Below are 19090 nucleotides of genomic sequence, written 5' to 3' on the forward strand. Positions count from 1 at the left end.
GGCTAAGAAAAAATGCTATGCGATTTTACCAAATTATGCGATCGATCCATTTTCCCAACATCTTAGCACTCACTCCTGGAACTCTTTCCAAGTCTTGTGAAGATGTAAATTTTTGCTGTTGACGACTAAAAATTATTCGCTGTGCTAACTTTTTACCTACGCCAGGGAGAGTTGCCAATTCTTCTAAACTTGCGGTGTTGATATTTACTTTTTGAATTGTTTGTAAATCAGTTGATGAAGAAGTTTTTATTTGTGGACAGCGTGTTTGCTCTAATTTAATTTTTTCTTGAATTGCTGTTGGCAATCCTGGTTTAATTTTGCTATAAAGACGCGCAAATTCTCGTACATAATGAGCAGCAACTATCGGATTTTCAATTACTACAATAGTTTCATCGTTACCATTATTGGCAGCATCAGACCAATTATGAGAACCTGTAATTACTGTTTGACTATCAAGAACACCAAATTTGTGATGCAATAAATCACCTTTGGCTAACACAGGTACGCCCACGGTAGTAATTGGATTTGACCAGGGATGATTGTCAATTTCATATTTACATTTGTTACTGAGAGCAACCCCCATCATATCTAATGCTTCACTATAAGGACGGTAGGCAAATTGTGGTTCAATTAAAGCGCGAATTTCCACACTTTGTTGATGGCGTTTTTCTAAAATATTGGCAAGACGCTGTTCGGAAAGAACAAATAATGCCATGTCAATAGATTGAGTTGCTGAATCTAAAGTTTTGCCAATTAAACCATTACTACTGTTACTCCAAGGTTGAGTTGGAGAAGTAGGCGAAAATTGCACAGTAATTTTGGTATTACCTAAAGTTATTTGTTTAGGTAAACGCATTGGCTTTTTTAAACCAAATCGACTATCTGGTTGACCTCCTGGCCCGTCCCCCCACATAATATTAAACTCTTCTGTAAATAAAGATGCTAATTCTGGGCTGTCAATTTGCAATAAGTTATTGGCATTGCCTAAACTGCTGGAATTTGTAAAATCTCCAGAAGTGTCACTTAATGTAAAATTGGCCGAAGTGATAATTACAAGGCGATTGTCCACAATCACAAACTTGTGATGCATCAAACTGCTACCCGCCGAACCATCTGCTTGATCGTCTAACCAGGGAATTTTGGCATTCTGCAAAATCATCAAAGCATCTCTTTGATTGATTTCTGCTGGGCTAAGTTGATTATCTTGGTTAATATCGATAAATTTGCGGGATTCATTATAGCGTTCCCGTTCTCTTTTATCTAACTTATCGACTTCAGTAGATGTTAAGCTACTCCAAGGTCGGCTGTAGGTATTTTCTAAAATTATCCTGACTTTTACCCCAGCTTTTTGTCTATCAACCAGTGCTTGGGCAACTTTGGGTAAACGTAATTCTTGTACCGCAACATCTACTGTAGATTTAGCCTGCGTAATAGCATCGGCAATCTGTTTTTCTAAATCATCCCCAAGGCGAGTTTGCTGACGGTAACTTTCTTGGTATTCTGAAGACTCAGAATGATTAAAGTAAACTTGAACTAGCGGGTCTTGTGTTAAGGGTGCTGGACGCTGATTAGAAGACTGGACTCGTTGACAACCAGCGAGGGAGAATATCAGTAAAAAGATATATAAAAAATATCTTTGTCTAGAAATAACTTGCACTGTAATCTGTTAAAAGTGGATTGGGAGTGGACATATTTATCATTCCCAAAATTTTGCGTTCTGAATGAAGTAGAGAAATAGTTTTCCTAGTATTGGGAAAAATCCACCGCTAGAAGCAGAATTACAGAGATTTTTTCAGGATTTGTCCACTAAAACTGTATATGCTGACAAGAACAGCAGTCTACTACTAACCTGTGTTCTCACCATTATTCGGTTATATGCAAATTTATTTAGATTACAGCGCCACTACACCCACTCGAAAAGAAGCGATCGCAGTTATGCAAACAGTCCTCACTCAACAGTGGGGCAATCCTTCCAGCTTACATGAGTGGGGACAACGGGCTGCAACGGTTGTAGAAGAAGCCAGAGTTCAAGTTGCTGGTTTAATTAACGCTGTTACCCCTGAATCGATCGTTTTTACCTCTGGTGGCACTGAGGCAGATAATTTAGCGATTATGGGTGTGGCTCGGTTGTATGCTGTTCCTCAACATCTAATTATTTCCAGCGTCGAACATTCTGCAATTTCTGAAACAGTAAGGTTGCTAGAAATGTGGGGTTGGGAAGTTACGCGCTTGTCTGTAGATGTGAAAGGTAGAGTAAATCCCCTAGATTTAAAGGCGGCGTTGCGACATAACACAGTTTTGGTTTCGATAATTTACGGTCAAAGTGAAGTTGGTACTGTACAACCGATCGCAGAACTGGGTAAAATTGTGCGATCGCATGGTGCTTTGTTTCATACAGATGCGGTGCAAGCTGCGGGACGCTTACCTATAGATGTGCAACAACTCCCAGTAGACTTACTTAGCCTTTCTAGTCATAAAATATATGGCCCCCAAGGTGCAGGGGCGTTATATGTGCGTCCTGGTGTGGATTTGATGCCTTTAATCGCTGGTGGTGGACAAGAAATGGGATTGCGTTCTGGTACGCAAGCAGTACCGATAATTGCGGGGTTTGGTGTAGCAGCAGAATTAGCAGCCCAAGAACTAGCTATAGAAACACCACGATTGATTGAGTTACGCGATCGCGCCTTTGCTCAATTAGCTGAGATTCCTGGTTTAATTCCTACAGGGGATAGCTGCGATCGTTTACCTCACCATGTAAGTATGTGCTTAGAAAACGCCGATGGGAAAAAACTCAGCGGTAAAACCTTGGTACGACAGCTAAACCTTGCTGGCATCGGCATCAGTGCTGGTGCTGCCTGTCACAGTGGTAAACTTAGCCCAAGCCCGATATTGTTAGCGATGGGTTATTCCGAAAAAGCGGCTTTAGGCGGAATTCGCATCACGTTGGGGCGTGATACTACCGAAGCTGATATAGATTGGACGGTGATGGTATTGAAGCAAGTTTTGCAAAGGCTGACACCGGATTTATCTTTAGTTAAGCGTTAAATTTTTGGCAAGACTACTAGTATTTGGGGTTCTGGTAGCAATGGAACAGGAATGTACGTTAAGCCCAAAATGCTTACTGTATCTAAATTAAAGTGACTAAAATTATTTTACTCTCAGATTGAATGAGTAAAAACCTATTGTGACAGATAGGGTGGGGAATATCGGTTATAGCTAAATTGTATTTAATAACAAGCAATAATCTTTAGCTGTGTGGGTACTCTAAATAAGATCCTGATATTTCAGTCTTAATATGAGCGTTACTAAAGATTTTCAGTTAGGAAAAATTTCATTAGTTGAAGGAGATTACTGTGTTACCGCATCTAGATACCAAGAAGGAATACAAGAGTATTTAGCAGCAATTACCACTTTTGATAGTATTTTGTCATCTTTTCCAAATGAAAACTTGGTTGTATTTCATAAAGGTCTGGCACTAGTAAAAATGGCTAATGTGCAATTAAAGCTATCACAGGAGCTTGAAGCATATCAGTCTTATACAGAAGCGATTATCGCCTATCAAAAGGCTATTTTTCTTTCACCTAAAGATATTTATATTCACAATAATAAAGGACTGGCATTATTAAACTTTGCTAAATTACAATTAAATTTATCACGTCCAATTGAAGCGCTAAAATCTTATCAAGAAGCGATAAATACTTTTGGAGATTTCCTCTCCCTTCACCCTGATGATATTTATGCTCTTAAATACAGGGGGATTGCTCAAAAAAGCTTGGGCAACTTACAGTTAGAATTATCGCACCTACCGGAAGCACAAGAATCTTATCAAAAAGCAATAAATACTTTTGACAATGTACTCTCTCTTTCACCTGACGATATAAATAGTCTTTCCAATAAGGGAACAGCACTATTAAATTTGGGCGATTTACAGTTAAAATTCTCGCAGCTACAACAAGCACAAGAATCTTATCAAAAAGCGATAAATACTTTTGACGATGTACTCTCTCTTTCACCTGACGATATAAATAGTCTTTCCAATAAGGGAACAGCACTATTAAATTTGGGCGATTTACAGTTAAAATTCTCGCACCTACCGGAAGCACAAGAATCTTATCAAAAAGCAGTAAATACTTTTGACAATATACTCTCTCTTTCACCTGACGATATAAATAGTCTTTACAACCAAGGGGTAGTACTATTGAATTTGGGAAATTTACAGTTAGAGTTATCGCAGCTACAGAACGCACAAGAGTCTTATCAAAAAGCAATAAATATTTTTGACAATGTACTCTCCCTTTTTCCTAAGGACATTTTGACTCTTTACAACGAGGGGGCAGTACTATTAAATTTGGGTGATTTACAGTTGAAGTTCTCGCAGTCACAGGAAGCAGAAAAGTCTTATCAAAAAGCAATAAAGAATTTTGACAATGTTCTCTCTCTTTCACCTAATGACATCAATAGTCTTTCCAACAAGGGTTTAGCAATAGCAAAATTGGGCGATTTACAGTTAGAGTTATCGCACCTACAGGAAGCACAAAAATCTTACCAAAAAGCAATTATTATTTTTGACGATGCCCTCTCCCTTTCTGCCCATGATATTAAAAGTCTTTCCAATAAGGGGATAGCACTATCAAAATTGAGCGATTTACAGTTAAAATTATGGCTACCACAGGAAGCACAGGAGTCTTATCAAAAAGCAATAAATACTTTTGATAATGTACTCTCTCTTTCACCCAATGACATCAGTAGTCTTTCCAATAAGGGAACAGCACTATTAAATTTAGGCGATTTACAGTTAGAGCTATCGCAGCTACAAGAAGCACAAGAATCTTATCAAAAAGCAGTAAATACTTTTGACAATGTACTCTCCCTTTCGCCTCATGATATCAATAGTCTCTCCAATAAAGGGTTAACAATAGCAAAATTGGGCGATTTACAGTTAAAATTATCGCAGCCACAGGAAGCACAAGAGTCTTATCAAAAAGCAATAAATACTTTTGACAATGCACTCTCCCTTTACGTCGATAATATTAAGAGTCTTTTCAACAAGGGGATAATACTATTAAGGTTAGGCAATTTACAGTTAGAACTATCACAGAACTTTGAAGCACAACAGTCTTATCAAGGAGCAATAAATACTTTTGAGTCTGTCCTTTCTCTTTCCCCTGATGACATCAATGCTCTTAATAACAAAGGCTATGTATTAAAAAAAGTGGCTGACTTACAGTTAAAGTTATTGCAGCACCTTAAAGCTCAAAAGTCTTATCAAGAGGCTATAACTACTTTTGACCATACACTCTCACTTTCCCCTGATAATATTTGTGCTCTCAACAAAAAAGGAGAAATATTTTGGAGCTTAGGTCGTTTATTTAAAAACTTATCTCAAAGTGAAAAGGCATTCCAGAGCTATCAAGCGGCATTGACAATATTTGAACGCTCACTGGTTCTCGCTCCAGATGACACCAGTATTCAAAATTGTAGAGAACATGTGCAACAAATAATTACAATCTGGACTAAAGTATAGAATTATAATTTAAGTCTTTAGTTTTGTGCTAATACCGATCCCAGCACTCTATGGCGCTGCCTGTCACAGTGGTAAACTTAGCCCTGAGTCACGTAAACGAATAAATGAGTCTATCTAACCCAGAACCGAGTTCCCTCATGGTGGAATCCGCTTTGCGAATGCGTCTACATGAATTGCTCCTACTTAAAAATCAATACGGTTCAAAGGGCTACTGGCAACAATTTTGGGTTTTCGAGACGCGATAAATCGCCGTCTCTACAAGTGTTTTGGGTTTATCTGAACTGTATTGACTTAAAAATCTGTTTCAACTCGATAAATTCCAAAATTTTAGGGGTGGTTTCATAACCACCCCTTTATTCCCCTGAATATTTAGAATTTACTTGCAGCCCCTTAATGGGAAGTTAATTTACTCAGAAATATTAATCGAACTTTCAACTTGAGAATTAGCCAATGTTGGTGCAGAGAAAATCCGCGAGTACAAACTTGATGGTTGTTGATGAGCAACTACTGGTAGAACTTGACGAGCATGGGTAGCTAATTCTACTGCCTTTACATCATAAGTCTGCGTTGCTAATTTGGGATAGAAACCAATTCCGATAATTGGTAGCAGCAAACAAGCGGTAATAAATATTTCGCGGGGTTTGACATCAGATATTACAGCATCCAAGTGCAACTCTTCATTTTGCTCACCGTAGAACACTTGGCGCAGCATCGACAGTAAATAAATTGGTGTCAAAATTACGCCAACGGCTGACAGCAGTACAACTACAATTTTGAAGCTGGAACTGTAAACATCACTGGTGGCGATACCGAGAAATACCATTAACTCACCCACAAAACCACTCATTCCAGGTAGGGCGAGAGAAGCCATTGAACCAATGGTAAACAGAGCAAAGGTTTTGGGCATTACCTTGGCCATACCGCCCATTTTATCCATCATCAAGGTGTGAGTGCGATCGTAAGTCACGCCAGAGAGGAAGAACAAGCTAGCAGCAATCAAACCGTGAGAAACCATCTGTAGCACTGCACCGCTAATACCTAACTCTGTGTAAGAGGCAATTCCAATCAGCACAAACCCCATGTGGGCAATTGAAGAGTAAGCCAAGCGGCGTTTGAGATTGGTTTGGGCAAAGGCACAGCAAGCACCGTAGACAATGTTCACTACACCCAAAATTGCTAACACTGGGGCAAAAGTCACATGGGCATTAGGCAACATTTCCACATTGAAGCGGATGAGGGCATAACCACCCATTTTTAACAACACACCAGCCAAAATCATTGAACCGGGTGCTGATGCTTCACCGTGGGCATCAGGTAGCCAAGTGTGTAAAGGGAAAATCGGTAACTTCACACCAAAGGCAATCAAGAAACCTGCATAAACTAATAATTCCAAGGTTTTGGGATATTCCTTCATTCCCAGAGTTGCCATGTCGAATGTGACAGTATCTCCAGAGAATGCCATTGCAAAACCGGCAATCAAGATAAATATTGATGCAGCGGCGGTGTAAAGAATGAATTTTGTTGCGGCATAACGGCGGTTTTGTCCTCCCCAGATGGAAATCAGCAGGTAAACCGGCACTAACTCGATTTCCCACATTAGGAAGAACAACAGCAAATCTTGGGCGACAAATACACCAAGCTGGGCGCTGTACATCGCCAACATCAAACCATAAAATAATCGCGGCTTGGTGGTAACTTTCCAAGCCGCGAAGATTGCGAGGGTATTTATTAAGCCTGTCAGAAGTAGCAAGGGCATCGATAAACCATCAACCCCCACAGCCCAATGCAAACCTAACTGCGGTATCCAAGGATAGTTTTCTACAAGTTGGAGTGTTGAACTCTGAAAGTCGTAGTTATGCCAAAAGGCATAAATCATCAGTGCAAAGTCGGCGATCGCTACTCCCAAACCATACCAACGGACAGTTCTACCTTCTTTGTCTGGGATTAGGGGGATGGCTAAGGCAGCCACCAAGGGTAAGAGGATTATGGCTGTTAGCCAGGGAAATTCAATAGCATTCATCACTTCTGACAATCAATTTGACTTCTCGCTTTTAGTTACATTATATTAAGGAATTTTGACTTTTGTAAACATTCTTGATCTTTAAAAGATTAAATTTTTAATGTCGATAAGAATATATACTCGTCAAATGTCAGTTTTTCAGGATAAATAAGAATAAATACTTATTTGATTTTGCCGTTTTCTATTCTAAATGTAAACTTTTGCAACGTCAACAAAAAACGGCAGCTAAAGCCACCGTTACAATCCCGTCACATTTTCTGGTTAAGCCCAATTGTCAAGGCTATTTAGTCTAAGCTTCTAAGTTGAGTCATAGACCTAACCCCCAGCCCCTTTCCTATAAGGGAAGGGGAGTAAGATTCAAAGCCTCTCTCCCTATGGGCTACGGTGTACACACAAGTGGTATCTACAAGGGTTTCAAGCTTTCTAGACCCAATAAATTGTCATTACGAGCGGAGCGAAGTAATCGCATAATCCCGTAGTTTTTGCGATTGCTTGTCTGCGACACGCTCTTGCGTTCGTCGTTCCTCCTCTCTACGAGACGCACTCGCGTTCGCAATGACAAGCTTTCGGAGCGATCCAACAGCTTAGGGATAGACGACGAAACCAAGTGTGAGGTGTAATTTCAAGACTTGTGTGTACACCGTAGCCTCTTAGGAGAGAGGAATGGAAGTGAGGTCAATGTATTGCATACAAACGAAAAGGCTAAAACATTAAACAATCCGGTTGACAATTGTCCAAACTTCCCCATCTGAGCGGACGTAGGGGACGGAGATTGTTTTGAACCCAGTAATGAAGGGCTTGTAATAAATCTGCCAATACATTGGACTCAGTTGATTGGCACAAGCCTTAAGAAAACGGACTTCTGCGGCCAGTTCTCCCGCTAGTTGATTAATGCGTTCAGCATGAATCTGAGCAATTTCTTTGGCTTCCTCTAGCTGCTGCTGGAGGATAAGTTGCTTTGATTCACCTTGCGATCGCACTAACTTACCTTGTTTTTGTTTGATCTTGCCTTCCAAGGCGGCGATCGCTGCATCGATGCCTTGGAGTTCAACTGATAATTGGGCATTTTCTCTGGCTTGACGGCGGTACGCTTCCACCATTGCCTGTGGTGAATCATTCTCGCCAGAGATGACATTATTAATAGTGAGTGCAGCGCGTTCTTCTAAAAGAATCTGTATTTGGGAGTTAAGCGCCGCCATTTCAGCCTGAATTTGCTCCATAAATCGACTTTTAAGTGCTGAGTAAAATAGTCATCTGGTTTTTTAAAATATTTTTGCGCCTTGGGTATCGAGAGAAAGTGATCGCACCTCGGCTTTAATTCCTTCTTCTTGCCAAGCAGCTAACATCGCCGCCTCCACTGCCTCTGAGTGTAAGTTATCTGCCAAAGCTAACAGTGTTGGCCCCGCACCACTAATCACCATACCATAAGCACCAGCGCTAACAGCTGCGATGTTAAGAGCATCATAACCAGGAATCAAAGCTTTGCGATAAGGTTGATGCAATCTATCTTGTAAAGCTGTCTTTAACCATTGTCCGTTACCAGTTTCCAAGCCGCGCAACAATAACCCCAAATGCGCCGTATTGAAAATCGCATCAGCACGACTTACTTCTGTTGGGAGAACACCCCGCGCCTCGGAAGTGGAAAGTTCAAAATCAGGAATAGCCACAACTGCGACAACATCTTTATGCCAGGGAACATCACAAATTTCCCAAGCTGTGCCACTGGTAGCAGCGAGACGACATCCTCCCAACAAAGCTGGAACTACATTATCAGGATGTCCTTCCATTGCGATCGCTAATTCCATTACCTGTGACTGACTGATCGGCGTACCCTCAAGTTGATTAGCAGCAACCAACCCAGCAACAATTGCTGTGGCCGAACTACCCAAACCCCTTGCTAACGGAACACCTAACTTAATTTCTATTTTTACAATGGGTGGTGTTTGCTCTATATGTTGATAGAACTTGACAAATGCTTGGTAGAGGAGATTGTTCTCATCAGTTTGGACTCGTTCAGCTTCCGTACCAGTAACATGAATAGTTAGCCCACCCTCTTCTTGACGAGTGAACTTGAATTGGTTGTATAGCTTTAAAGCTACACCGATGCAATCAAAACCAGGCCCCAAGTTAGCAGTTGTGGCCGGAACAGTAACAGTGATACTAGAAACAACAGACATTGGTAAAACTCACTAATCCTCAACCAGCATCCCATGTATTGGTAGCACTTTGAGGCTAGTACCGCAAGGCGGAATTCAAAATTCAAAATTCAAAATTCATACAGCGTAAGCGTTTCATTGATTTTGAATGGGTGGTTTATTTACTCTTGCCTTCTTGTACTAGTGGTCTGTCCTATTAATTCTGATAGGTAAATCAAATTTCAATTTCTCTTCTTTCCTTCTTACTTTGCGCTCTTTGCGTCCTTTGCGGTTCGTTCTCTTAACCCTCAAATTTAATGATACACACTACTAGTTTTTGGTCGTTATTAACGATACCTTGATGTGTTGTTCCTTAATCCATCTTTCAAGCCTTGAGTTGCAGTAGTTGTGGCTCAGTAAAAATTCTATCTCTCTCTAATTGCCATGAATGATTTAGGACTGTTATAGTACAGATACACTATAAAAAATTACAAGTTCCAAAAAATATAATTTGCAGAATTTGTAATTTACAAGGTTTTAATAAAGGTCTTGAAAGTGATTCATAAAAACCATTAGCACACATATCAAATATTAGTAAACTCTGAAAATATATGAAATTTAGAACCTTCCAATATCCTTTTGCACTCATGTTAATCAGCTTCAGTTTTTTGCAGACAGCTGATGCTCAAACTCCTGTAGCTGAAATATCCAAGCTATCTCAAGAAGTTTCTGTACTTCGGAAACAAGGCCCAACAGGATTACAAGTATTTCTTAAATCTCATGCCAATAACTTAAATAGCGATTCTTCAGGTACAGTTCTACCTTCCTCTGTACTCCGTGTAGCTTTAGATGAACTCTGCCAGCAACGAGACTGTTACGCCTCTCGTCTGTACTGGTACACTGATATAGAACAAGCTAAAGCTGCTGCTAGAACTAGTGGTAAACCCATTTTATCTCTACGGTTATTGGGCAGACTGGATCAAGATTTGAGTTGTGCGAATAGTAGGTTCTTCAGAGTCGCACTGTATCCGAATGTTGAAATTTCTAAACTGCTTCAAGACCGCTTCATTTTGCACTGGCAATCAGTGCGCCCTGTACCCAAAGTAACTATTGATTTTGGCGACGGACGCAAGTTAGAGCGAACGATTACAGGCAATAGCATTCATTACATATTAGATGCATCAGGTCGTCCAATCGATGCAATTCCAGGGTTATATAGTCCCAAAGAATTTTTGCGCCAGTTACATCAGGCTGAAGTAGCAGTGAAAAGTTACAGTAAACTTCCGCCAAGCGATCGCGAGTCTTTTTTAAGAAAATACCATAGCGATCGCCTGAATTCAATCCAAGGTCAATGGGTTGCAGATTTATATCGTCTGGGTATCCAATCTCCCCCCAAGTTGGTGGAAATTCCGAAAAATCCCACTCAGCCACCAACAGCAGCAATAGCAAGCTCTCTAGCCGTTTCTAAAATGAGAGTTGAAACACCAATGCTGACTGCTTTACAGTCTGATGCAGAACGGAATCAAAACGCCTTAGCGGAAATAACCGATCAAAAAGTGTGGGACAAAATTGCTCAACTCTATGCCGCTGATGTCAAGCTAGATCAGAACAGCATTTCTCTAATTAGAGCTAAAAAGTCTCAATCTGCCAAGACTCAGGAAGATAACTTACCGATAATAGTCAAAAAATTTGAAGCCACAATGGCTTTAGATACGGTCAGAAATGAATACATGCTGCACAGCCAAATTCATCAATGGTTTATACAGGGTAGGCAAACAAGGAGTGTGGAAGCACTCAATGATCAAGTATACGCCCAACTATTTTTAACTCCTAGTTCTGACCCTTGGTTGGGGCTTTTCCCCAGCGACAGCTACAGCGCTATTGATAATGATGGCATTCGTTGAAGAAGGCAGGGGAAGCAGGGGAGGCAGGGGGCAATAACTGCCTTACTCAATATAAATAGACATCTCCGAAAAAGAATGTAGAGACGTAGCAGTGCTACGTCTCTACAGGGGTTCTGGGTAACGCATCTTTAATTTCTGGATATGTCTAATGTATAGGAACGTAATTTAAGCGCAATGTTATACAAAAAATAAGGAATTCAAAATGTACCCAAAATAATGTATATCTGATTGAACGCATTGCCTACGACGGGCTACGCCTACGCAGCATTCAAAGCGGCTATGTACACACTTGGCAACATAACTCCATCATCGGGCTACATCTTAGCACTGGACTTAGGTACTACAGGCAACCGCGCCTTTGTATTTAACGCAGACGGCAAGATTGTTGGGCAGGCATACAAAGAACTAACTCAGCATTATCCTCAGCCTGGATGGTTAGAACATGACCCTCAACAAATCTGGCATGATACCTGTTGGGTAATGCAAACTGCAATTGAGAATGCCCAGATTGCTCCATCAGCGATCGCAGCTTTGGGACTAACTGTACAGCGCGAAACCTGTTTGATTTGGGACAAAACTACTGGTAAACCACTCCATAGAGCGATCGTCTGGCAAGATCGCCGCACTGCTCCCCTTTGCCACCAGTTACAAGAGCAAGGCTACGGCGAAGAAATTTACGATCGCACTGGATTAATTATCGATGCTTATTTTTCTGCTACCAAGCTCAGATGGCTCTTAGACAAATTTACTGATGTTGACCTGAACAATGTCTTAGCTGGCACTATTGATACCTGGGTGTTGTGGAACCTCACAGGTGGGAAAGTCCATGCGACTGACCACAGCAACGCCAGCCGTACAATGCTAATGAATCTCAAAACCTGTGAATGGGATGAAGTTTTGTTGGATCTGTTTCAAATTCCGATTCATATTTTGCCCCAGATTCATCCCAGTTTAGGAGTATTTGGAGTCACTGATAGTAACTTGTTGGGCGTTGAAATTCCCATTGCTGCCATTTTGGGAGATCAGCAAGCTGCTCTATTTGGTCATGGCTGCGATCGCCCCGGTTTGATGAAATGTACTTACGGCACTGGTAGCTTTTTGGTTGCTCACACAGGCAATCAAATTGTGCGATCGCACCATCAACTTATTTCTACTATTGCCTGGACACAAAGAAAACCAAACGGAGACTTAGATGTAGGCTATGCCCTAGAAGGCAGTATGTTTACCAGTGGAGCGTGTATTCAATGGTTGCGCGATCGCCTCAGGCTGATTAAAACTGCTGCTGAAACTGAAGCAATGGCAAATCAGGTAAAAGATAATGGCGGAGTCTATTTTGTGCCTGCATTTAGTGGATTGGGTGCGCCCTACTGGGATATGAGCGCAAGGGGAGCCTTTTTTGGCATTACCGCCAGCGTACAACCAGAGCATCTAGTTCGCGCCGTGCTGGAAGCGATCGCCTATCAAGTTCTGGAGGTGGTGCAAGCGATAAATGCATCTAGCAGTACTCCAGTTGGGCGATTAACCGTAGATGGTGGTGCTTGCGAGAATAATTTTCTGATGCAGTTTCAGGCTGATGTGTTAGGTATTCCAGTCGAACGTCCGATCATGCGTGATACGACCGTTCAGGGTGCAGCATTTGCAGCAGGTTTAGCTGTAGGATTTTGGGAGAGCTATGAAGAACTGGTGAGACAACGGCAGATTGAGTATGTATTTGAGCCAAAAAGCGATTTTCCCTTATACAACTTTGCCACTTGGCAAAAGGCAGTCAAACGTACTCTCGCTTGGGAAGATTAGCCTAGAATTAATGTCGTTGGTACAGCCTCTCGTATAGCGCTAGCACTCACGCCGAAGTCCACCAGTCACACAGAATTCAATTCGGAATTATGGCTGCTGATTTCTGAATTCTTTTTTGTTACAGCAGTTTTTATGTATTTGAACTACATCTGTTGTAAGGACACAGCAATGCTCATAGGTGTCAACTTAAGTGGAAATAGCTTATCTGTTGGCTGACATGCCCGCCCGGAAATAAATTTCCGGGCTAATAGCTTAAGTCTACTGAAGTAGACTGGAGATTTTTGGCGATATTTAGTCATCTTCAGATGACTTTAGCTATTATACGGGAATTTCAATTCCCGGCGGACAAGCGGTTTCGCGTTAAGTTGACACCAATGAGCATTGCTGTGCCCTTACCGCGTGGTCTATTTACGTGAAAATAGCTGTAAAACGTTAAATAACTGATTTTGATAAATGCTGATATGAGCCATCTAACATAGACGATATCAACATTTGCTCAAAGACTTTAGAAAGAGCAGTTTGAAAACGCTGACGATGCTTGAGTTTAAAAAAAGGTCGGACTATTTCTGCAATCGCACCATTGCCTTCTCTATTATCAATAACTCGAATTGCCCGCAGAGTTCCCAACTGGATTTCTTTTTTTACCATCAACTCAGAAATTCCAGTTGCACCCACGCCATTTTCAATTGCGGCTTTTGCCATCTCGCCACTGGTAAATACTAAAATTACATTCAGTTCACTGAGGTTGATCCCCCAATTTTGCAAGGCTTCCTCAAATCTTTGCTGTGTTCCCGATTCCCGCACCCGCATTACCCAAGGAGTTTGAGTTAGTTGGCTTAAATCAACTTCTCCCCACTCAAACCAAGGGTGTTTTTGACCAACCACAATTTGCAAGCGATCGCTCCCCACTATTTCGTATTCTAGAGTATTCTGAAGCGCTGGCTTCACATCTCCTTCCACCAAGCCTAAATCAAACTGTCCCATCGCTGTACCAACACAAATCGTTTCAGCATTGGCAAGGGTGCAGTCAATCTGGATACCAGGATATTGGCTCTTAAACTCACTAATCTTACTTGGTAGCCAGTAGTTGCCAATTGTCAGACTCGACCCTAATTTCAATTCACCCCGTTGCAGATTGTTCAATTCTCGCAATCCCCTTTCAGTCAAGGAAACTTGATCGAGAATTTTCTGCGCTTCCACTTGCAGTAATTTACCTGCCTCAGCAATCTCGATGTGGCGACCAATCCGATGGAATAGTTTCACACCGTATTCTTGCTCTAAGTTGTGAATTGCTGCACTGACAGCAGGTTGTGTAATATAAAGCTCCTCAGCTGCACGAGTAAAGTGTAAGTGCTGCGCCACAGCCAGAAAGATTTTTAGCTGCTCAAGCGTCATTCCTGCCATTTATGGTATCCCTACAACTTGATGTCAAAATTTTAATCACTTTCATTTATCATTTTGACAAATAAAAGCATTTGATTCTATCGGTTAATTTGACTAAAGTATAAATCAAGGCTTCGGCACGGACTCAAACGGCCAAGTAGAGAGCAGAGGAGCAAGAATTTTAGATTTTAGATTGAAATTTAATCCGAAATCCTCAATCCAAAATCCAAAATTGAACTGCCCAATGCCCAAGCATGAAAATAAGGACTTCCAAAAATGAGCGATTTAGTAACTGCAATTACCACAGGGATTACCGCATTCACTGCCACCAACATCGATGATATTGTCATTCTGACGTTGCTTTTTTCACAAATAAGTAAAACGTTCCGTAGTCGTCATATCCTGGCTGGTCAGTATCTCGGTTTTGCAGCATTGATCGTTGCTAGCCTTCCCGGTTTCTTTGGTGGAATGATCATACCGCAGGACTGGATTAGACTACTTGGCTTAATGCCCATAATCATTGGTGTGAGCAGTTTACTAAAACGCGAAGAGGATTCACAAGAGGAAGCCGAAGAAACTGAACCGTCTTGTCCCTCTATAATTAGAAATTTTCTCTCTCCACAAACTTGCAATGTCGCTGCGATCGCCTTTGCTAATGGCAGTGATAATATCAGCGTCTATGTGCCTTTGTTTGCCAACTCGGAATTAGATAGTCTGCTGGTGATACTAGGTGTATTTTTTACAATGGTGGGTGTATGGTGTTATACCGCTTATAAGTTAACCTACTTGCCTGCGATCGCCAACTTTTTAACCGAAAATGGTAACACTTTTGTACCTTGTATCTTGATTGGTTTGGGCGTGTTTATTGTCACCGAAAATGTTACTTGGACTCTTTTATCTGTAGTTTCTAGTTATATATTCTCATTGATTTTAGGCTTCAATACTCAACAGTCGAGTGAAGAACAAGAAAAGTTAAGTGTATAAATGAATCTAAAACTGCAAAATATCTTAGCCATCAACAGGAATCAAAACATGAAAATCTGGAAATCTCTGCTTATTCTCTTAATAATTATCGCCAATCTTGCCTTTGCTCAACCTTCTTTTGCTGATAGACCAAAATTTAGCAAAAACCCTGATTACATCGAAGTCACGAAAGCAATTAATGACTTGACTCAGGCAAAAGAAGCCCAAACTCAAGTAGAAGGTGTCACCCCGGAAGAAATTCAGCAGAAAATTGATGATTTAGCATTCCAAAAATATGCTTTAGAGACGGGAATCAACTGGGGTCAATGTGAAAACAAAACAGGTAATACTGTAGCAGTATATGGTAAAGTACCGAACGGCGAAGAGAATGAAGATGCCGTATACGACAACGGTTTATATTTTTTAGCTGATGGTCAGTCCACTAAAAATAACTGGGATTGTGATGGTTTCTATCTCCCAAATGATGTCACAATTGCAGGTTTAACCACAGACGGACAAGCTCAAGAATTTACAGAGCCAGTAGCGATCAAGATACCTGATGGCAGTAAGTTAGCGATTCAGACTAATCCAGATAATGCTGCAATTGAAATCAACGTTCCTAATGCTCAAATTGTCAAAGCTAACGAAGTTAACTGGTTTATCCCAAATGTATCACAAGCTCTAATAGATACACGCGTTCCCAATGCGCCTACCATGAAGTCTTAAATCATTGAACACTAAACAGTTACTAGGCGTGTGATAAGGAATTTAGACTGATAACTGTTTATAGATTGTTCTCAATTTCAACAGGGTAACAGCCAATTTCAGAGAAAAAACAGGACATGCACTGGTGAAAAATCTCTCTGATCTTGGCTGTTTTTTTATGACCCCTGATTGCTGACAGTTTGTCTGTACCATCAATTACAAATTCCGAATTATTCAGTCAGGCTTGTTTTCTTTCGATATCTGCATTAAAATAAATTTTGAAAAAAATGTACAATCACAACAGGCATATTTCAGTAGCGCAAATATTGCGCTCTTTGCGAGTCATTTGGAAAGAGATTTCCTACTACCTTCGCATTTTTTTGATAAGAGCCGCTTTGGGGATAAGGGTGTTATTGATGCAGTTAAAATTGAAACCTACAGAAGAAGATAAAGAGAAAAAAAAGCTAGGACGACTAAATCCGTCCAGAGTGCGAGATCATTTGGCAAATGAGCGTACCTACCTCGCTTGGATGCGGACAGGGATCGCTCTTTTAGGTTTTGGCGTGGTCATCGTGCGTTTGCGTGCCTTCCAAGTACCTTTAGTACCCCGTCCGGGTAATGGCTGGAAGTTAGGTTTAGTCTTCTCGCTAGTGGGTTTAATCACAGTCTGGCTCTCAACGTCACACTATTTCGCTGTCCGTCGTGATATCGAAGAAGATACTTATGAACCAACAGACCGTTGGGTGTTGCTGTTCAGTCTGGCTGTGATGATTCTCGGAACTGGGGTCATCTATTTTGTTTTTACAACTTCTTTAGATCCCATGAGTCCACTTATCCCTGAGTAATACAGCAGAATTCTGAATTCTGAATTCTGAATGGGCTACGCCCCCCTCGGCTAAAAGAATTCAAGAGTAAAACACGCTTTATACTTGGGTAATAGACTTAGCTTGTGTACCTCACCAATTTGAAATCTGCTGTAAGATTTTTAAAATCGGATTTTATACAACTCAAATAATTCCCCTGATTTCTGCGTCACTATTTTAGCACCAGCCGCTTTAATGGTTTTTTCCCACTTAGCCAAAGGCTCTAAAAACACTTCAGCACCCAAATAGGTTTCCAGAACTGCCCAATCTTCTGCTAAAGGCTGTTCTGGATTGAGAACGTCAAACACAAAATGTCCACCTGGTTTTAATACCCGCTTGACTTCTGCTAGTACAGCATCCCAATATTCGAGTGGATAATAGCAGCTAAATCCTGTGGCGATCGCAATGTCAAATTGCTCTGGTGAGTAGTTTAACTGATGGGCTGCCCCCAACTCAACACCTTTGAACAGCTTAGAATTCAACTGCGGCCCACGAGAATTAAGGGTATCCCGTGCCACATTACTGATTTCTTGCCCATGAAAAAATGCTTGCCAATCCCGCCAAGGATAAATTAAAAAGCTGATCCCACAGCCAATATCTATACAGTGCTGGTTTTTTTGAGGTTTAGCAATTTCCCAGAAAGGTGAAGCAATTCTCCCTGAAAAACTCCCAGCAATCCACTCGCGGAATATCGGCATCGCTTGTACTTCTTCTGGGAGTTCAAAGGTTTCACGTTGATACTCGCGGTTAAAGCGATAGGCTATTTGGGCTAATCTTTCGTCCCAGTTGCTTGATTTGGGTGAACTAAAGAGATTTTGGAACTGAGAATCGGACTTTTTAGACATTTAGGTTTTTACTAATCTTTCTAAGGATTGTAGTCAAATTCACAAGAGACAGGGCAATACCCTTCGGTTAAGGAATTTTTTGGTTGAGGCACGCAGGGGAGGCAGGGGTAGAAGAGAAGTATGGGGAGAGAAGAATTACTGAACAATAATTCTCTTGCCTCCCTTGCTTATCCAAACCTGTCCCCTTGCTTTTTCACTGATATCAAAAACCTACCAACACAAGCTGACGACAAAACTATTCAAGTTTTTCATACCAGATACCTACTTTCTCAAAAGCACCATAAGCAAGCTTCAGAAAATTCACCACTCTCTGTTTTCCAATTATCCCAAATTCTTTATACTCTCTAGCTTCTGCAAACGTTAGGCGATTTTGGTCAATTATGTTTCTTTCTCTATATGCTAACTTCGGAAAATCCATAACTCTTATCTGATATTTATTGACTATGTTCTGAAAGTTGGAGTCTGACTCTAGATGCTCCCAATCATCACACAGCCCTAAATTCCTCACCAGAATATGGGGTATTTTCTCACCGTAGGTATTCACTGACTGAGTAAATAGGTTGATGCTGTCATATCCTCCTGTGGATACAAACCATTTGCAAAACGTCACTCCCTGCGAACTTCCTAGTTCAATTAATTGATTAGATTCAATCCATCCTTGTACTGCTCTATGGGATTGTGCAGCTAAATTCACAATTACTGGCTTCTCTATCGCCCACTCAAATATTCTATCTGCCTTATTTGACTGTCGTTCATTTTCACTAAAAACGGCATACTTACATATCTCCTTATATACTCCCGCAACATCTGGATTCGATCTATCTGTCTCCACTGGTACGAACGGGATTTTCTTATCCAGGCAATACTGAATCATTGTCCTGGTAAAGAGAGATTTTCCTACCCCGCCTTTTTCTCCATCCACAAAATGAATCGTCGGCATTACAGCCACCTCTA

The 19090-nt window shown here is 41.0% G+C and carries 15 protein-coding genes; 8 read left to right on the forward strand and 7 right to left on the reverse strand.

Going from position 1 to position 19090, the window contains the following annotated elements:
* Positions 1 to 25: 25 nt before the first annotated feature.
* Positions 26 to 1657, reverse strand: coding sequence for a DUF655 domain-containing protein (locus V7L07_RS25525; protein WP_335061598.1), 1632 nt, complete (start codon positions 1655 to 1657; stop codon positions 26 to 28).
* 218 nt (positions 1658 to 1875) lie between these two features.
* Here V7L07_RS25525 and V7L07_RS25530 point away from each other — a divergent pair, with 218 nt between their 5' ends.
* From V7L07_RS25530 to V7L07_RS25540, 3 genes are all read left to right on the forward strand, one after another.
* Entirely contained in the window at positions 1876 to 3045 is a 1170-nt protein-coding gene (locus V7L07_RS25530) for a cysteine desulfurase family protein (protein ID WP_335061599.1), read from the forward strand.
* Positions 3046 to 3295: 250 nt separating this feature from the next.
* Complete coding sequence (locus V7L07_RS25535; protein ID WP_335061600.1) at positions 3296 to 5524, forward strand: tetratricopeptide repeat protein; 2229 nt, start codon at positions 3296 to 3298, stop codon at positions 5522 to 5524.
* A 104-nt stretch (positions 5525 to 5628) separates the two neighbouring features.
* Complete coding sequence (locus tag V7L07_RS25540) at positions 5629 to 5769, forward strand: hypothetical protein (protein ID WP_335061601.1); 141 nt, start codon at positions 5629 to 5631, stop codon at positions 5767 to 5769.
* 161 nt (positions 5770 to 5930) lie between these two features.
* Here the strand turns inward: V7L07_RS25540 and V7L07_RS25545 are convergent, their stop codons facing one another.
* The 3 genes from V7L07_RS25545 to thrB all read right to left on the reverse strand — a co-directional run bounded on the left by V7L07_RS25545 (position 5931) and on the right by thrB (position 9721).
* The gene (locus V7L07_RS25545; RefSeq protein ID WP_335061602.1) at positions 5931 to 7544 is read right to left on the reverse strand and encodes an NAD(P)H-quinone oxidoreductase subunit 4; all 1614 of its coding nucleotides are present in this window, start codon (positions 7542 to 7544) and stop codon (positions 5931 to 5933) included.
* A gap of 710 nt (positions 7545 to 8254) precedes the next feature.
* Positions 8255 to 8764, reverse strand: a complete 510-nt coding sequence (locus V7L07_RS25550; protein ID WP_335061603.1) for a hypothetical protein — start codon at positions 8762 to 8764, stop codon at positions 8255 to 8257.
* Between the two features lie 42 nt (positions 8765 to 8806).
* On the reverse strand, positions 8807 to 9721 hold the full coding sequence (thrB, locus tag V7L07_RS25555) for a homoserine kinase (RefSeq protein ID WP_335061604.1): 915 nt from the start codon (positions 9719 to 9721) through the stop codon (positions 8807 to 8809).
* 569 nt (positions 9722 to 10290) lie between these two features.
* Between thrB and V7L07_RS25560 the strand changes: the two genes are divergently transcribed.
* Both V7L07_RS25560 and glpK read left to right on the forward strand, forming a co-directional pair.
* Complete coding sequence (locus tag V7L07_RS25560) at positions 10291 to 11583, forward strand: hypothetical protein (RefSeq protein WP_335061605.1); 1293 nt, start codon at positions 10291 to 10293, stop codon at positions 11581 to 11583.
* A 279-nt stretch (positions 11584 to 11862) separates the two neighbouring features.
* Entirely contained in the window at positions 11863 to 13377 is a 1515-nt protein-coding gene (glpK, locus tag V7L07_RS25565; RefSeq protein WP_335061799.1) for a glycerol kinase GlpK, read from the forward strand.
* A 432-nt stretch (positions 13378 to 13809) separates the two neighbouring features.
* Here glpK and V7L07_RS25570 read toward each other — a convergent pair whose 3' ends face one another.
* Positions 13810 to 14781 carry a LysR substrate-binding domain-containing protein gene (locus tag V7L07_RS25570; RefSeq protein ID WP_335061606.1) on the reverse strand — a complete coding sequence of 324 codons (972 nt, stop codon included), beginning with the start codon at positions 14779 to 14781 and terminating at the stop codon, positions 13810 to 13812.
* A 255-nt stretch (positions 14782 to 15036) separates the two neighbouring features.
* Between V7L07_RS25570 and V7L07_RS25575 the strand changes: the two genes are divergently transcribed.
* The 3 genes from V7L07_RS25575 to V7L07_RS25585 all read left to right on the forward strand — a co-directional run bounded on the left by V7L07_RS25575 (position 15037) and on the right by V7L07_RS25585 (position 17273).
* Positions 15037 to 15744 carry a cadmium resistance transporter gene (locus tag V7L07_RS25575; protein WP_335061607.1) on the forward strand — a complete coding sequence of 236 codons (708 nt, stop codon included), beginning with the start codon at positions 15037 to 15039 and terminating at the stop codon, positions 15742 to 15744.
* A gap of 48 nt (positions 15745 to 15792) precedes the next feature.
* Positions 15793 to 16449: a hypothetical protein gene (locus V7L07_RS25580; RefSeq protein ID WP_335061608.1), complete on the forward strand. Its 657-nt coding sequence runs from the start codon at positions 15793 to 15795 to the stop codon at positions 16447 to 16449.
* A 395-nt stretch (positions 16450 to 16844) separates the two neighbouring features.
* Positions 16845 to 17273: a YidH family protein gene (locus V7L07_RS25585; RefSeq protein ID WP_335061609.1), complete on the forward strand. Its 429-nt coding sequence runs from the start codon at positions 16845 to 16847 to the stop codon at positions 17271 to 17273.
* Between the two features lie 140 nt (positions 17274 to 17413).
* Here V7L07_RS25585 and V7L07_RS25590 read toward each other — a convergent pair whose 3' ends face one another.
* Together V7L07_RS25590 and V7L07_RS25595 are read right to left on the reverse strand one after the other, a co-directional pair.
* Positions 17414 to 18136, reverse strand: coding sequence for a class I SAM-dependent methyltransferase (locus V7L07_RS25590; protein ID WP_335061610.1), 723 nt, complete (start codon positions 18134 to 18136; stop codon positions 17414 to 17416).
* A gap of 235 nt (positions 18137 to 18371) precedes the next feature.
* Entirely contained in the window at positions 18372 to 19076 is a 705-nt protein-coding gene (locus V7L07_RS25595; protein ID WP_335061611.1) for a mobilization protein, read from the reverse strand.
* Positions 19077 to 19090: the final 14 nt, after the last annotated feature.

The organism is Nostoc sp., assembly GCF_036916985.1.
Taxonomy (GTDB): domain Bacteria; phylum Cyanobacteriota; class Cyanobacteriia; order Cyanobacteriales; family Nostocaceae; genus Nostoc.

Coding starts and splice junctions, on each gene's coding strand:
- V7L07_RS25530 (WP_335061599.1), top strand. CDS start 1,876: ATGCAAATTTATTTAGATTACAGCGCCACTACACCCACTCGAAAAGAA.
- V7L07_RS25535 (WP_335061600.1), top strand. CDS start 3,296: ATGAGCGTTACTAAAGATTTTCAGTTAGGAAAAATTTCATTAGTTGAA.
- V7L07_RS25540 (WP_335061601.1), top strand. CDS start 5,629: ATGAGTCTATCTAACCCAGAACCGAGTTCCCTCATGGTGGAATCCGCT.
- V7L07_RS25545 (WP_335061602.1), bottom strand. CDS start 7,544: ATGAATGCTATTGAATTTCCCTGGCTAACAGCCATAATCCTCTTACCC.
- V7L07_RS25550 (WP_335061603.1), bottom strand. CDS start 8,764: ATGGAGCAAATTCAGGCTGAAATGGCGGCGCTTAACTCCCAAATACAG.
- thrB (WP_335061604.1), bottom strand. CDS start 9,721: ATGTCTGTTGTTTCTAGTATCACTGTTACTGTTCCGGCCACAACTGCT.
- V7L07_RS25560 (WP_335061605.1), top strand. CDS start 10,291: ATGAAATTTAGAACCTTCCAATATCCTTTTGCACTCATGTTAATCAGC.
- glpK (WP_335061799.1), top strand. CDS start 11,863: ATGTACACACTTGGCAACATAACTCCATCATCGGGCTACATCTTAGCA.
- V7L07_RS25570 (WP_335061606.1), bottom strand. CDS start 14,781: ATGGCAGGAATGACGCTTGAGCAGCTAAAAATCTTTCTGGCTGTGGCG.
- V7L07_RS25575 (WP_335061607.1), top strand. CDS start 15,037: ATGAGCGATTTAGTAACTGCAATTACCACAGGGATTACCGCATTCACT.
- V7L07_RS25580 (WP_335061608.1), top strand. CDS start 15,793: ATGAAAATCTGGAAATCTCTGCTTATTCTCTTAATAATTATCGCCAAT.
- V7L07_RS25585 (WP_335061609.1), top strand. CDS start 16,845: ATGCAGTTAAAATTGAAACCTACAGAAGAAGATAAAGAGAAAAAAAAG.
- V7L07_RS25590 (WP_335061610.1), bottom strand. CDS start 18,136: ATGTCTAAAAAGTCCGATTCTCAGTTCCAAAATCTCTTTAGTTCACCC.
- V7L07_RS25595 (WP_335061611.1), bottom strand. CDS start 19,076: ATGCCGACGATTCATTTTGTGGATGGAGAAAAAGGCGGGGTAGGAAAA.